At 72.2% G+C, this 12,870-nt stretch carries 17 protein-coding genes; all 17 read right to left on the bottom strand.

From position 1 onward, the window contains the following. Positions 1–1,579 (bottom strand): condensation domain-containing protein (locus B7L92_RS05490; protein WP_143626241.1); only part of this gene is annotated, 1,579 nt, incomplete at its 3' end. A gap of 315 nt (positions 1,580–1,894) precedes the next feature. After that, complete coding sequence (locus B7L92_RS05485) at positions 1,895–2,107, bottom strand: MbtH family protein (RefSeq protein ID WP_081236351.1); 213 nt, start codon at positions 2,105–2,107, stop codon at positions 1,895–1,897. Between the two features lie 70 nt (positions 2,108–2,177). Then, on the bottom strand, positions 2,178–2,807 hold the full coding sequence (locus B7L92_RS05480) for a 2-hydroxychromene-2-carboxylate isomerase (RefSeq protein WP_255310763.1): 630 nt from the start codon (positions 2,805–2,807) through the stop codon (positions 2,178–2,180). Between the two features lie 100 nt (positions 2,808–2,907). Next, a complete protein-coding gene (gene fabG / locus B7L92_RS05475) occupies positions 2,908–3,654 on the bottom strand; it encodes a 3-oxoacyl-[acyl-carrier-protein] reductase (RefSeq protein ID WP_081236349.1) in 747 nt (248 codons plus the stop codon). Between the two features lie 9 nt (positions 3,655–3,663). Further along, positions 3,664–4,143, bottom strand: a complete 480-nt coding sequence (locus tag B7L92_RS05470; RefSeq protein WP_081236348.1) for a 3-hydroxyacyl-ACP dehydratase FabZ family protein — start codon at positions 4,141–4,143, stop codon at positions 3,664–3,666. Next, positions 4,140–4,598, bottom strand: coding sequence for a 3-hydroxyacyl-ACP dehydratase FabZ family protein (locus B7L92_RS05465; RefSeq protein ID WP_081236347.1), 459 nt, complete (start codon positions 4,596–4,598; stop codon positions 4,140–4,142). Before B7L92_RS05465 ends, B7L92_RS05470 begins: the two co-directional genes overlap by 4 nt. Further along, entirely contained in the window at positions 4,598–4,837 is a 240-nt protein-coding gene (locus B7L92_RS05460; protein WP_004981588.1) for an acyl carrier protein, read from the bottom strand. The genes B7L92_RS05465 and B7L92_RS05460 overlap by 1 nt, the downstream gene beginning before the upstream one ends. Positions 4,838–4,893: 56 nt before the next feature. Continuing rightward, positions 4,894–5,994 (bottom strand): beta-ketoacyl synthase N-terminal-like domain-containing protein, encoded by a 1,101-nt coding sequence (locus B7L92_RS05455; RefSeq protein ID WP_081236346.1) that lies wholly within the window; start codon positions 5,992–5,994, stop codon positions 4,894–4,896. A gap of 22 nt (positions 5,995–6,016) precedes the next feature. Further along, positions 6,017–6,439, bottom strand: coding sequence for a DsrE family protein (locus B7L92_RS05450; protein ID WP_016824043.1), 423 nt, complete (start codon positions 6,437–6,439; stop codon positions 6,017–6,019). Continuing rightward, on the bottom strand, positions 6,439–6,846 hold the full coding sequence (locus B7L92_RS05445; RefSeq protein WP_004981579.1) for a hypothetical protein: 408 nt from the start codon (positions 6,844–6,846) through the stop codon (positions 6,439–6,441). The genes B7L92_RS05450 and B7L92_RS05445 overlap by 1 nt, the downstream gene beginning before the upstream one ends. Position 6,847: 1 nt before the next feature. Further along, positions 6,848–7,204, bottom strand: coding sequence for a hypothetical protein (locus tag B7L92_RS05440; RefSeq protein WP_081236345.1), 357 nt, complete (start codon positions 7,202–7,204; stop codon positions 6,848–6,850). Further along, positions 7,201–8,172, bottom strand: a complete 972-nt coding sequence (locus tag B7L92_RS05435; protein ID WP_081236344.1) for an acyl-CoA thioesterase family protein — start codon at positions 8,170–8,172, stop codon at positions 7,201–7,203. The genes B7L92_RS05440 and B7L92_RS05435 overlap by 4 nt, the downstream gene beginning before the upstream one ends. After that, positions 8,169–9,020: an alpha/beta fold hydrolase gene (locus tag B7L92_RS05430; RefSeq protein ID WP_255310762.1), complete on the bottom strand. Its 852-nt coding sequence runs from the start codon at positions 9,018–9,020 to the stop codon at positions 8,169–8,171. Before B7L92_RS05430 ends, B7L92_RS05435 begins: the two co-directional genes overlap by 4 nt. Beyond that, positions 9,020–9,973: a beta-ketoacyl synthase N-terminal-like domain-containing protein gene (locus tag B7L92_RS05425; RefSeq protein ID WP_081236343.1), complete on the bottom strand. Its 954-nt coding sequence runs from the start codon at positions 9,971–9,973 to the stop codon at positions 9,020–9,022. Before B7L92_RS05425 ends, B7L92_RS05430 begins: the two co-directional genes overlap by 1 nt. After that, on the bottom strand, positions 9,970–11,115 hold the full coding sequence (locus B7L92_RS05420) for a beta-ketoacyl synthase N-terminal-like domain-containing protein (RefSeq protein WP_081236342.1): 1,146 nt from the start codon (positions 11,113–11,115) through the stop codon (positions 9,970–9,972). The genes B7L92_RS05425 and B7L92_RS05420 overlap by 4 nt, the downstream gene beginning before the upstream one ends. Further along, the gene (locus B7L92_RS05415; protein WP_081236341.1) at positions 11,109–12,371 is read right to left on the bottom strand and encodes a beta-ketoacyl-[acyl-carrier-protein] synthase family protein; all 1,263 of its coding nucleotides are present in this window, start codon (positions 12,369–12,371) and stop codon (positions 11,109–11,111) included. The genes B7L92_RS05420 and B7L92_RS05415 overlap by 7 nt, the downstream gene beginning before the upstream one ends. A gap of 60 nt (positions 12,372–12,431) precedes the next feature. Beyond that, complete coding sequence (locus B7L92_RS05410; protein WP_081236340.1) at positions 12,432–12,686, bottom strand: acyl carrier protein; 255 nt, start codon at positions 12,684–12,686, stop codon at positions 12,432–12,434. Positions 12,687–12,870: the final 184 nt, after the last annotated feature.

Raw genomic sequence — 12,870 nt, 5'->3', positions numbered from 1 at the left:
GCAGGGCGGTGACCAGGTCCGTGGTCCGGGGCAGGGCGAGGCCGACGAACCGGCCCGGGCCGGCGCCGGCGGCGAGCAGGCGGCGGGCCAGCCGGTTCGCCGAGGCGTTCAGCTCGCGGTAGGAGAGGGAGTGCTCGCCGCAGGTCACGGCGATCGCGTCCGGGGTGGCGGCCGCCCGTGTCTGGAACAGCTCGGCCAGCGACGGCCCGTCCGTACCGGCCTCACCCACCACCGCACCCGCACCGGCGGCCAGGACGGCGTCGAGCTCCGCGGTGGTGGCCACGTCGAGGGCGCCGACGGCCCGGTCGGCCGGGGCCTCGGCCAGTTCCCCCAGGAACCCCACGAAGCGCCGCAGGTGGGAGGCGAGTTCGCGCTCGGAGTAGAGCTCCGGGTTCGCGTCGAAGTCGATCTGCAGCCCCTGGCCGTCGGTGCGGTCGTAGACGATGACCGACAGGTCGTCGGCGGGGCCGATGCAGAGGTTGTGGACCGTCGCCCGGTGCTCGCCGAAGGTGAGGGCGTAGTCGAACATCATGATGTTGACCTGAGGCCCGGTCAGGCGCTCGTCGCCGCCGAGGAGCTGCAGGTCGCGGCGCAGGTCCTCGTAGCGGTAGCGCTGGTGCCGCATGACGCCGCGCATCTCGCGGGAGACCCGCTCCAGCAGCCGGGGGAGGGAGTCGGCCGGATTCACCGGAACCCGGAGCGGCAGCACGTTGGAGACCATGCCGGGCACGCCGCGGGCGGCCCTGCCCAGCCGGGTGGTGACGGGGAGGCCGAGCACGATCTCCTCCGCGCCGGTGAGCCGGTGCAGGTAGACCGAGACGGCGGCGGTCATCATGCAGGGCCACGGCACCCCCGCCTCGCGGGCCGCGTCGCGGAGCCGCTCGGCCGCCCCGGCGTCCAGGTACTCGGTGCGGCGCAGCAGGCCGCGGGCGGCCGCGGGCTCCTTGGCGGAGAGGCTCACGGGTTCGGGCCGGCCGGCCAGTTTCTCCGCCCACCACGCGCGGTCGGCTTCGAAGGCGTCGGAGGAGCGGTAGGCGGCGTCCATGCCGACGAGGTCGTCCAGGGCGCCGAAGGGGTTGTCGCTCGTCCCGCCGCTCAGCAGGGCGGTGTAGACCTCGGCGACGCGCCGGGCGACGAGTGCCACGGTGAACCCGTCGACGAGCAGGTGGTGGTAGCGGTGCAGCCAGAACCAGCGGTCGTCGGCGGCCCGGAAGAGGACGAAGAGGAACAGCGGTCCGACCGACGGGTCCTGGGGCCGTGCCAGGTCCGCGCGCATCCACGCCTCGGCGGCCGCCCGCGGGTCGGCCTCGCCGCTCACGTCGATGACCCGCAGCCGCCACTCGGGGTCCGGGTGGACGTACTGGCGCGGTCCGTCGGGCGTCTCGACGAAGGTGACGCGCAGGTTCTCCGCCTCGGCCACAACCTGCCGCAGCGCGGCCTCGAATACCGGGACATCGACGGACCCGTGAATTTCCAGGTATTCGCCGGCGTTGTAGATCGGATTCGACGCGTCGAGTTGCTGGGCGAACCAGATTCCCGACTGCGCGGACGTAAGCGGTACTCCGTCACCAGCGAGCATGATTCTCTTCCACCTCTAGCGGATCGCCTTGGCAGGGATTGCGCAGTGTGCGTGCGGCAGGTATCCCGGCGGTTGAATACCGCGACCGGACATGGCCGACGTCGGTCAATTCCGAGCACTGTCGCACCGGCTTCGGAAGACGGACAATGGCAACTGCATCAAGCTGCCAACGGAAAGCCCGTCGGCGCATTGCGACGACGGGCGGGGCTCCCCGTACGCGGGAGGGCCCGGTGGGCGTCGCACCCGCCCACCGGGCCCTTCGCGCGGGGCGCGGCCGGCCGGGGACACCGGACCGCGCCCCCTTGCGACGCCCGGTCAGGCGTCCATGGCCATCGCAAGGCTCTTGGGCCGCATGTCGGTCCAGTTCTCGGTGATGTAGTCGAGGCACGCCTGCCGGGGCTCCTCGCCGAACACGACGGTCCAGCCGGCGGGCACCTCGGCGAACGCGGGCCACAGCGAGTGCTGGTTCTCGTCGTTGACCAGGACGTAGTAGCTCGCGTTGTCGTCTTCGAACGGGTTGGTCGCCATGTCGGGCTCCTTCGTTGCTGTGAGGGTGAGCGGGTCGGGTTGCGGAGGGGGTCGGGGGCGCGGGGCCGGTTCAGGCGGTGCGGGAGGTGCGGGAGCGGACGGAGGAGACGAAGCCGGGCAGCCGGTCCACCCCCCAGAACTTCTCGTAGCCGTCGATGAAGAACGGAACTCCGAAGACGCCGTCGCGGTGGAGCGAGTCGAGGGCCTCGAGACCGCGCTCGCGCACGGCCGGATCGGTGTACGCGGTGGACAGGCGCACCGGGTCCAGGCCGATCCGCTCGGCGATGCCGGCGATGACGGCCGGATCGGAGATGTCCTGTCCCTCCTCCCAGCGTGCTCGGTAGACCGCCGCGATGAACTCCCGTCCGCGGCCGAGTTCGTCGGCCACCAGGTACGCCAGGTGCGACACCTCCCACCGGGGTTCGCGGTCGATCGGCCACACCATCTCCAGGCCGCGGTCGCGGGCGAGTCTGCGCACGTCCTGGAGGATGTAGAGGTGCTTCTCCTTCGACATCGCCACGTACGGCAGGCTGATGCCGGCCTGCTCCAGGCGGCCGCCGGCCTCCGCGTCCGGCTCCCAGAAGGGGAGCCAGTCGATGCGGTCCGCGACGTCCCGGTGGTCGGCCATCAGGTCCCGGTACGCCATCCACGCATAGGGACTGCGGAACGAGAAGTACCAGCGCGGCCTCCGTCGGGCCATCACCGCCTCCAAACATGCTGAGTGCTGCCGCCGGTCACGGATCGGGCCGGCGCGGACGGCCGGACGCTCCGGCCCGTCCGGTGGTCGGGTGGTCGGGTGGTCAGATGGTGATGCCGCCGTCGATCTGCAGGACGGAACCGGTGATGTACTCGGCCTTGTCCGACACCAGGTACGCGACGAGGTCGCCGACCTCCTCGGCACGGCCCATGCGCCGCAGCGGGATCGTCCGGGTGATGTCCTTGCGGGCCTTGTCGTTCATCGCGGCGACCATGTCGGTGTCGATGAAACCGGGGGCGACCGCGTTGACGCGGATCCCGGAGCGGCCGACCTCCTTGGCCAGCGACCGGGAGAAGCCGATGATGCCGGCCTTCGTGGCGGAGTAGTTGCTCTGGCTGGCGTGGCCGTACACCCCCGCCACCGACGAGATGTTGACGATCGCGCCGGTACGGCGCTTCATCATGGAGAAGACGACCGCGCGGCACAGGTGGTAGACGCCGTCGAGATTGGTGTCGACGACCTGGTGCCACTGGTCGTCGTCCATCAGCACCAGGGGGTTGTCACGGGTGATCCCGGCGGCGGTGACCGCCGCGTCGACGGGGCCGAGCGTGTCCTCGGCCTCCTCGACGAAGGAGCGCACGGCCTGGCCGTCGGCGACGTCCGTCCGCCGGGACACGACGCGTACGCCGAGTTGGCCGGCCTCCTTCTCCACCTGCCGGGCCGCCTCGTCGTCGGCGCGGTAGCAGAAGGCGACGTCGAATCCGTCGCGGGCGAGGGCCAGTACGCACGCCCGTCCGATCCCGCGTGAACCGCCGGTGACGAGTGCCACCCGGGAAGTGTTGTCCTGCATGGTCTTCGCTCAGCTCGCTTCGGGTCTCAGGACTTCGGCCGGGCGGAAGGCCATGACGATGCGGCCGACGGTCATCACCGTCTCGCCGTCCACCAGGCTCTCGCCCTCGAACATCACGGTGTCGTCCACCCGGCGTTCGACGCGCACCCGGTGCTCCAGGACGTCGCCGGGCAGGACGGTGCGGTGGAACTCGACCTCGGTCATGCCGCCGAAGAGCATGACCTGCCCGGTCAGCACATCGGGGTTGGGGGCCTCCCAGGTGGCCAGGACACCCGCGGACTGGCACCAGGACTCCACCAGCAGCGGTTTCGGGTAGCCGAAACCCTCCTCGGGGGTGTCCGGGCCCAGGTCCGCGTACCAGGGCTCGTTGCAGGTGACCGCCTTGAGGGCGGTCAGCGCGCGGCCGGGATCGACGTGCGTGACCCGGTCCACCAGCAGCACGGGGTAGCGGTGCGGCAGCCTGCCGCGGATCTCCCTCTGTCCGCTCACGCCGACGCTCCGTCCGTGCCACGGCGGTAGCGCAGGCGCACCGACGCGGCGTCGCCCCGGCCGGAGCGGATCTTCGCCCGGCACTGCCACGTCACGCCGTCCACCGGCTTCCAGTCGATGTCCGCGGTCAGTGCGTCGCCCGGGTACACGGGCCCGGTGAACCGGGTGCTCTCCACGGCCACGAGCTCAAGGCCGGGCTCCCGCGCGGGCGCCGTGGCGAGCACGCTCCGGTGCACGTACTCGACCAGGCACACGCCGGGGAAGATCGGGAAGCCCGGGTAGTGGCCGGGGAGCACCGTCTCGTCCGCGGCCACGGTGAACCGGGTGGAGGTGCGCCCCTCCCGCTGCGACGGCAGGACCTCGACGGCGCCCGAGAGCACGGCGGCGGCCCGCGGTCCGGACCGGGTCGCGGCGGGGGCCGGGGCGCCCGGACGCGTCTCGGCGAGGACGTCCATCAGACGGCCTGCAGCTTTCCGGCCAGCAGGTCGTAGGCGCTCTGCAGGGTGACGATCTGTCGCAGCTCGGACTCCGGCAGCTTCACCCCGTACTTCTTCTCCAGGACGACCACGATCTCCAGGGCCAGGAGGGAGTCGACCTCCAGGTCGTCGACGAACCTGACGTCGTCGGTGATCTCGGCCGTATCGACGTCCAGTACCTGCGCGACGATCGAGCGCAGTTCTTCCTTGTCCAGCACGGTGGTACCTCTCTCGGCGTTTCGTTCTTCGGTTTCGGCGCGGGGGCGGACGGTGGTCAGCGCAGCCGGAGCAGGGCGCAGCCGACGGTCCCGGTCCGGTCGACGGAGGTGACGAGGCCCACCTTCCCGGCCACGGTGCGGTCGTCCTCCGCGTGAGCCAGCAGGGCGGCGGTCTGGAAGGCGGCGGAGGCGGCGCCGGTGTCGCCGATCAGCGCGACCTGGGTGAGGTCGGCCGCGTCCACGCCGGCCAGCAGTTCGCCGACGACCGCGGCCTCGGCGTCGCCCTCCGCCCCGGGGGCACCGGAGCGGGCGACGGCGGCGATCTCCGTGAGGCCGACGCCGGACCGGCGCAGTGCGCCGCGCAGGCAGGCCGTGAGGCTGCCGGCCACGTCGTCACGGAGCACGACGCCCAGTTCGACGGCCAGGATCTCGGCCAGCACCGGCTGGTCGCCGTCCTCGCCGGCCGCGGGCTCGACGAGGAACACGGCGCAGCCCTCGCCGAGCGGTGCGCCCGGCGCGCCGTCACCGGAGTGGTGCTCGAGCCAGGCGCGGGCGGTGGAGTACTCCTCGGCGGCGCCGCACAGCACGGTCTGGGCACGGCCCGCGGCCAGCAGCCGGCGGGAGTAGTTCAGGGCGTGCAGCCCGGCCGCCCGGCCGCCCGCGATGGTCGTGTTGGGCCCCTTGAGCTGGTACCAGATGGCGCTCTGGCCGGCCGCGCAGTTCATCACGGTGTTGGGGAAGCGCGCCGGGTCGACGAAGAACGGCTGCTCGCCGGTGAGCGAGTCCCGCGTGAAGTCCATCATGCTCTGGGCGCTGCCGGTGGTGGTGCCCAGGGCCAGGGCGGCGCCCTCGCCGGTGCCGACGGCCCGGCTCCGTTCGGTGTCGTCGAGCAGCGCCCCCACGGCGGTGACCGCCAGTCCGGTGACCCGGTCCATGGACCGGGTGCCCTTCTTGCCGAGCACCGCCCGGACCTCGAAGCCGGGGACCGTGCAGGCGTCGTCCCGGGGTCCGGCGGGCCCGGTCTCGGCGAGCACGGAGACGGTGGAGCGCCGCTCGCGGGCCCCCTCGGCGAACGCGGTCCGGCCGATGCCGAACGGCGACACCGCGGACCACGCGGTGATGACGGGGCGGCCGGCGCCCGTTGCGGTGGTGGTCATGTCCGCCACGCTTCCCTTCGGTTCACAGGTAACAGACCATTCGGTACTCGGGCCAGCGCAGGGCCGTGCTCCCGTCGGGGACCGCCCGCACCCCGTCCAGCAGCCGGTCCGGGGCCAGTCCGTGCGCGGCCAGGGCGGACTCCTCGGCGTGGACCCGGACCCCGGCGTCCATGAGGGTGCGCAGGTCCCGGCGGGGGTCGGTGAGGGTGTCCAGGGTGCGGCTGCCGATCCGCAGCGCGGGCACCGGCTCGGCGCGCACGCCGTAGGTGACGGCGCGTCCGCGCAGCAGCACGTCGAGCCCGCCGAGCTGGCGGTGCAGCTCCACCGCCAGGTACAGGGCGTCGAAGAACTGCTTCTCCAGCGCCCCGCGGTAGGCCTTCTCCACGATGGCCAGGGTGCGCCGTCCGGGCGTGCCGGTCTCCCCGGCGGTCCGTGCGCCGGCCATCACAGGACCCCCACCTGAAGGGTGCGCCCGGCCGCGGCCACGTTGGCGCCGTAGCCGGACGGGGGACGCATGACGACCTGCGGCAGGTGGTCCGCCGCACCCCGGTCGTCGCTGCAGAACCGGCAGCCGTACCAGTACAGCCGGCCCGGGAACGTTTCCAGCATGTCCTTCACCAGGGCGGCCGTGGACGGGTAGACCCCGTTCCAGTTCGCCAGGTTGCGCGGTTTGTCCTCACCCAGCGGGTTCTGGGTGAGCAGGGTGGCGTACCCGCAGGCCCACACCTGTACGGCACGGCCCTGCTCCAGCAGCGCCTGGACCAGGCGCAGCGCGCTGGTGACGCGCTCCGACTCGTGCGGTGAGCCCATGAGGGTGATCAGTACGTCGGTGGGCGGAATGCTGCGCGCCATGTCAGTGCCACACCGCCTGTACGTCGGGGCCGGTGATCCAGCCGGCCAGTTCGTCCATGTCGGAGACCGTCGCCCGGGGGCGCAGCGGGAGATGCTCGATCCCCCGCTGCACGAGGGAGAAGCGGTCGACGGCCAGTCGGCCGCCCGCCGCCTCGAAGCGGTCCAGTTCTTCGTCGGTCCCGGGCCGGGCGAGGAGGCACCCGTCCTCCACCAGGTACATCAGCACCGGGTGCCCGGCCCGCGCCTGCGCCGTGGCGTCCCGCCGCAGGCCGGCGTCGACCGGGGCGCACGGCCCGTGACTCTCGATCAGCAGGATCCGCGGCGTCCTCCCGCGGCTCCCTCCCCAGGCGTCGTTCACGGCTGCCGCGTCGTGCCGTTGAGCGCGTCCAGCACGTGCTGGTCGAAGTTCTCCAGGCTCCAGTCGCGGCGGTTCTCGATGACCGCGTAGCCGTGCACGATGGTGCCCGTGGCGGTCTTGAGGAGGCCGCCGTCGCGGACGACGTACCAGTTCATCCGGGTGGTGTAGGTGAAGTCCTTGAAGACCTCCTCCACCTCGTAGGTGGTGTAGAGGTCCTCCTCCATCATCGCCTCGTCGAGGATCCGGATCTGGGACCGCGGCACGACGGGGATCCACCGGCGGTCGTCCAGCAGCGTCTTGATGGAGATGCCCCGGTCCGCGACGAACCGGTCCTTGCCCTCCTCCATCAGCCTCAGGTAGCCGGACATCTGGAGGCGCTCGGTGAAGTGGCAGTACGGGTACGGGATGTTCCACTTCCAGCCGTAGGCGTTCTTGCCCTCCAGCAGCTCCCCCAGGATCGTGTCCTCGGAGGTGAACGGGGTGAGCGGCGCGGGCACCACGTCGGCTCCGAGCCGGTCCACGGCGAAACGGGCGAGCTCCTCGGGCACCTCGCCCGCGGAGTCGAGGTAGGTGTCGATCCGCAGGGACACGCGCACCTTGGAGGTGACGGCCTTGAGGATCTCCCCGTCGCGTTCCACGTGCACGGTCACCCTGAAGCCCAGCGTGCCGTCCGCGTCCTTGGTGACCGGGACGACCTCGGCGGTGGCGAGGTCGTCCATGTGGAAGGCGTGCAGGATACGGGTGTCGATCCCGACGATGTCGAGGCCGAGGCCGTGCTCCTCGTACAGGCCGCGGGCCGGCAGGGCGGCCTGCCGGAAGTGGTCGAGGACCGCCTCCTCGACCATGTAGTTCACGTGCTTGAAACCGATCCAGGTGCAGATGTTGGAGCCCTCGTAGCGGGGGCGGACCTGGACGGAGGTCGTCTCGGTGAGGAGCGCCTTGACGGCGGTCTCCGTGACGATGGTCATCGACGGTGCTCCAGAGCTGTGTCGGGGACGGGCTCGCGCTGCGGAGCGCCGGTCCCAAGGGAGTTGACGAAAGTGACGGTCTCGGAGGCGAACCGTTCCGCTTCCTCGATCATCGGGAAGTGCCCGCAGGCGGGGAGGACGAGTGCGCGCGCGTCCGGCAGCGCGGCGGCCAGCGCCACGCTCTCGCCGGGCGGCGCGGCGAAGTCCTTCTCGCCCCCCAGCACCAGACAGGGCACGGTGATCCGGCCCGTCTGGAGCTGCGGAGTACGCAGGTAGAGCTCGAAGAAGCGCAGCCAGCCGTACGGGCCCACCCGGTCCCGCACCCGCTCCCCCATGGCCGCCCGCAGGGAGGCGGGAAGCCGGTCGCCGGAGTGGACCCGCAGGCCCTCCTCCATGATCAGGTGGAAGTCGTTGAGGTAGTGGCTGATGGTGTCCCAGTCGAACTCCTCGGCGGTGCGCCGGTAGAACGGCGAGACCAGCACCAGGCCGCGGATCCCGAACCGGGCGAGGGCGTCGCCGCCCCGCCGGCTCTCCCGGTCGACGAGGTCCAGCAGGACGGCCGCCGACATGGAGTGCGCCACCACGATCTCCGGGCCGCCGGGCACCGCGGCCAGCACCCGGGCCAGGGGACCGGCGAGATCGCCGTCGGTGCCCCAGTCCTGCACACCCTCGGCGCTCCAGGGGAGCCGGGCCGACCACACCTCGTACGCGGGCGGCAGGAGCTCGACGCTCCGGTCCCAGACGCTGTCGTTCTCCGCCAGTCCGTGGACCAGCAGCATCCGGGGCCCGCCGGCGCCGGCGGTGCGCCGGCGGACCGTCCCGGCGCCGAGGCCGTCGGGCGCGGGCATCAGAGGGCCTCCGGGGCCGGGGGCTCCAGCAGCACGAGCCCGGCCGAGGCGTCGTCGGCGTCGGTGCCGCAGACCGCGAACACCGGCCCCTCGCCGTACTCGTCGAACAGGCCGACGGCCGTCGCGCACTGCAGCACACCGAGCGCGCCGGAAGCGCGGCCGGAGTGCTCGGGCAGGGCGGTCCGCTCCACCCCGGGCAGCAGGTCGGCGCCGATCACCTCGGGAGCCGTGTCGGGGAGGTGCCACCAGGCCGGGGCCGGCGCGCCGGAGGCGGCCAGCCGCTCCAGGACCGTCCCGACACCGGCCGCGCGGACGTACCGGCCGAGCACGGCGCGGACCCGCACGCCCCGCGCGCGGGCGGCTCCCGCGTCCTCCAGGACGACGGCGGCGCCCCCGTCGACGGCGTGCCGGCCGCCGAGCAGCCGGCGTACGACGTCGTTGTCCGGCTCGACGCCGACGACGAGGACCCGGTCCACGCGGCCCGCCGTGATCATGGTCGTGGCCCAGTTGACCGCGTCCAGACCGGAGGTCGCGCCGTTGCACACCATCAGGTTGGGACCGCGCAGGCCGTAGCGGATGGCCGCCGAGGAGGCGATGACGTTGCTCGAGGCGTTCGGCAGGTCCATCGGGCTGGTCGCCGAGACGGTGCCCTCCCGCAGGGTGTCCAGGGCGCGGACGACGGTGTCCAGGTTGCCGTAGTTGGAGCTGACGACCACGCCGACGTCCCCGCCGGAGACCGTGCCGTCCTCGCCGAGGAGCCCGGCGTCGGCCAGGGCCGCGGAGGTCAGGCAGTAGCCGAGCTGGGTGGCCCGGTCCTTGTAGCGCAGGCCCTTCCTGCCCACCAGGGCGGCCGGTTCGACGGGCCCGGCGCCGGGCTCGGGGCCGGCGGCCAGTGCCTTGGCGCTGTCGGCGCCGGGGATCAGTACGGACACTCCGCTGATGACGACGCTCACGGGGCGGCCTCCACGATGGCGACGGCGTTGATGCCGCCGAATCCGAACGCGTTGAGCTGCGCCACGTTCATCGACGCGGACGCGGCGCCACCGGTCACGAAGCGGAACTCCGCGGCCTCCTCGACCGGCCGCTCCAGTCCGACGGTGGGCGGGACGCGCCCCTCGGCGAGGGCGGTGACGCCCATGACCAGGCCCATCAGCCCGGACGCGCCGGAGGTGTGGCCGGTCATCGACTTGATCGCCGTCATCAGCGGACCGCTCGCCGCGTCGCCCAGCGCGTCGGCCATCGCCGTCGCCTCGGCCTCGTCGTTGAGCAGGGTCCCGGTGCCGTGCAGCATCACCAGGTCGATGTCCTTCGGCTTGACGCCCGCCATGTCGTACGCGGTGCGCATCGCCTTCGCGATGCCCTCCGGGGAGGGCGCGGTGACGTGGAAGGCGTCACAGTTGACGGCGACGCTGCGGAGCAGGGCGTGCGTCCTGCCGCCGCCGGTCTCCCGGCGGAGCACGACGGCGGCGGCGCCGTCGCCCATGAGGACTCCGGTGCGGTCCCGGTCGAAGGGCCGCACCCGGTCCGGCGGGGTCGGGTGGACCCGCTCCAGCAGTCCGTACATGCTCTCGGTGAGCACGTCCACGCCCGCGACGATCACCGTGTCGGGGGCGTGGTCGCCCTCCTCCGCCAGCAGGTCCGAGCCGAGCGCCAGCGCGTACAGCGAGGCGGAGCAGGCGTTGGAGAAGGTGTGGGTCACGTCGGCGTTGAACCGCTCGCGCAGCGCGGTGCCGAAGTGCAGGCCGGTGTCGTCCAGGTCGGTGCCCTCGCGCCACCAGAGCTCCAGGGAGCGCAGCTCGCGCAGCCCCGTCCCGATGAGCACCGGTATGCCGGAGAGGTCCTCGCCCAGGCCCGCGTCGGCCGCCGCCTGGGCGATCGCGTCGACGAGCAGCGCGGTGGCGCGGGCGGGCACGTCCTCGCCCGCCACGGGGCGGTCGTCCACCTCGTAGGCGTGCTGCGCCCGGAAGCGGGTGCGGTCGAACCCGCGCAGCTCCGCGTGGCCGGTGACTCCCCGGCACAGGTTCTCGAAGAGCGTTCCGACGCCTCTTCCGGTGCTGGCCACGGCACCCATGCCGATGATCGGACGGCTCAGCATGCTTCCTCCTCGGGGCGGTCGTACCGGCCGAGCAGGACCACCGCGTTGTTGCCGCCGAACGCCAGACCGTTGTTCTGGACGACCCTGAGGTCGGCCTCGACGGCCCGGTTCGGCACGCAGTCGACGTCGCACTCGGGGTCCGTGGTGACGTGGTTGATCGTCGGCGGGATGAACCGGTGGGCGAGGGCGAGCGCGCAGCCGATGGCGCCCAGGGCGCTGGCCGCGCCCATGCTGTGGCCGAGCATCGACTTCATGGAGACGGTGCGCGGCGGGGTGCCGAACACCTCGCGGATCGCGCCCGCCTCGGTGATGTCGTTGGCCTTGGTCCCCGTCCCGTGGGCGGAGATCAGGTCCACCTCGGCCGGTTTCACGCCCGCGTTGTCCAGGGCCAGTTCCATGCAGCGCGCGACGCTCGCCCGGTTGGGCGCCACCTGGTGGTGGGCGTCGCAGTTGAGGCCGTAGCCGAGCACCTCGGCGTAGATGGTGGCGCCGCGTTCCAGGGCCGACTCCAGCCGTTCCAGGACGAGCACCCCGGCGCCCTCGCCGGTCAGGATGCCCTTGCGGTCGGCGTCGAACGGCCGGCAGTGCTCCGGCGCGATGGTTCCCAGCCGGTAGAAGCCGGTGAACGTCTTGCGGCACATGGCGTCCGCGCCCCCGCAGAAGGCGTAGTCCGCCTCCCCGGAGCGCACCGCGTCGAAGCCGTAGCCGATGGCGTAGTTGCCGGCGGCGCAGGCGGTCGGAACCGTGACGGCTTCGACGTCGGCCAGTTCGAGCTCCTGGGCGATGGCGATCGAGAGCCGTCCGGCGGGAATCCTCCGGGCCGCCATCGGGTCGAACGTCTCCGGTCCGCCCTCGATCTCGGCCTCGACCAGCTGATCGAGGTCGTACGACTCGCCATCGGTGGTGCCGATGGAGATCAGACCCCGTCGGCCGCGCAGGTCGGCAGCGTCCAGGCCGGCGTCCTCCAGGGCCATCCGGGCCGCTGCGGCCGAGAACTGCGCCGCCCTGCCGAGCTGTTCCGCCTCCAGGGTGCGGATCCAGTCCAGCGGCTCGAACTCGACGATCTCGCAGCCGTTGGCGTGGGCGAACCCTTCGGTGTCGAACACCGTGATGGGCCGGGCCCCACTGCGGCCCTCCTTCAGGCCCTCGAGGAACTCCTTCGCCCCCAGCCCGATGCTGGAGACCACCCCGAGTCCCGTGAGAACCACCCGGTGCCGTCCCGTTGCCTCCGGGCCGGCGTCGTGCACTGCCGACATGCCTACCTCCTTGTCCACGTCCGACCTACGCGCGCGCCACCCGGAGGCGTCGCGGACGGGTCACCAGCCGGCCGGCTCCCCGACGACCTCGTACACGCCCGTGAGGTTGACCATGCGCGGCAGTTCGGACTGGTTGATGACCACGCCGAACTCCTTTTCCAGTGCCGCGAGGATCTCGATCGCGCGGAGCGAGTCGGCGTTGTGGTCCTCCTTGAAGAGGCTGGTTTCCGAGACCTCTTCCTCTTCGATCTCAAGAATGTCGCAGACGATTTCCTTGATGATGACAAGACGCTCTTCGCGCGTTGCAGCGGCCATGCCGACACCTCTCTCGTGAATTGCCGAACGGGCAATTCCAGTGACTTCCTGACGATTTCTAAGCCGTGGCTGTCCGCTCCGGCAAGCCGCATTGCACAAAGCTGCCAAGCAACGCCGGGGAATTCTCCGCGGGCAGCGGGCGGGGACAGGTTTCGGCAGGGTCCGGCCGCGACCCCGGCCGCGG

The sequence above is a fragment of the Streptomyces viridosporus genome, assembly GCF_002078235.1.
Taxonomy (GTDB): Bacteria; Actinomycetota; Actinomycetes; order Streptomycetales; family Streptomycetaceae; genus Streptomyces; species Streptomyces viridosporus.
This window is presented reverse-complemented; position numbering and strand designations above follow the sequence as displayed.

Coding starts and splice junctions, on each gene's coding strand:
- B7L92_RS05485 (WP_081236351.1), bottom strand. CDS start 2,107: ATGGCGACCAACCCGTTCGAAGACGACAACGCGAGCTACTACGTCCTG.
- B7L92_RS05480 (WP_255310763.1), bottom strand. CDS start 2,807: ATGGCCCGACGGAGGCCGCGCTGGTACTTCTCGTTCCGCAGTCCCTAT.
- fabG (WP_081236349.1), bottom strand. CDS start 3,654: ATGCAGGACAACACTTCCCGGGTGGCACTCGTCACCGGCGGTTCACGC.
- B7L92_RS05465 (WP_081236347.1), bottom strand. CDS start 4,598: ATGGACGTCCTCGCCGAGACGCGTCCGGGCGCCCCGGCCCCCGCCGCG.
- B7L92_RS05455 (WP_081236346.1), bottom strand. CDS start 5,994: ATGACCACCACCGCAACGGGCGCCGGCCGCCCCGTCATCACCGCGTGG.
- B7L92_RS05450 (WP_016824043.1), bottom strand. CDS start 6,439: ATGGCCGGCGCACGGACCGCCGGGGAGACCGGCACGCCCGGACGGCGC.
- B7L92_RS05445 (WP_004981579.1), bottom strand. CDS start 6,846: ATGGCGCGCAGCATTCCGCCCACCGACGTACTGATCACCCTCATGGGC.
- B7L92_RS05435 (WP_081236344.1), bottom strand. CDS start 8,172: ATGACCATCGTCACGGAGACCGCCGTCAAGGCGCTCCTCACCGAGACG.
- B7L92_RS05430 (WP_255310762.1), bottom strand. CDS start 9,020: ATGCCCGCGCCCGACGGCCTCGGCGCCGGGACGGTCCGCCGGCGCACC.
- B7L92_RS05420 (WP_081236342.1), bottom strand. CDS start 11,115: ATGCTGAGCCGTCCGATCATCGGCATGGGTGCCGTGGCCAGCACCGGA.
- B7L92_RS05415 (WP_081236341.1), bottom strand. CDS start 12,371: ATGTCGGCAGTGCACGACGCCGGCCCGGAGGCAACGGGACGGCACCGG.
- B7L92_RS05410 (WP_081236340.1), bottom strand. CDS start 12,686: ATGGCCGCTGCAACGCGCGAAGAGCGTCTTGTCATCATCAAGGAAATC.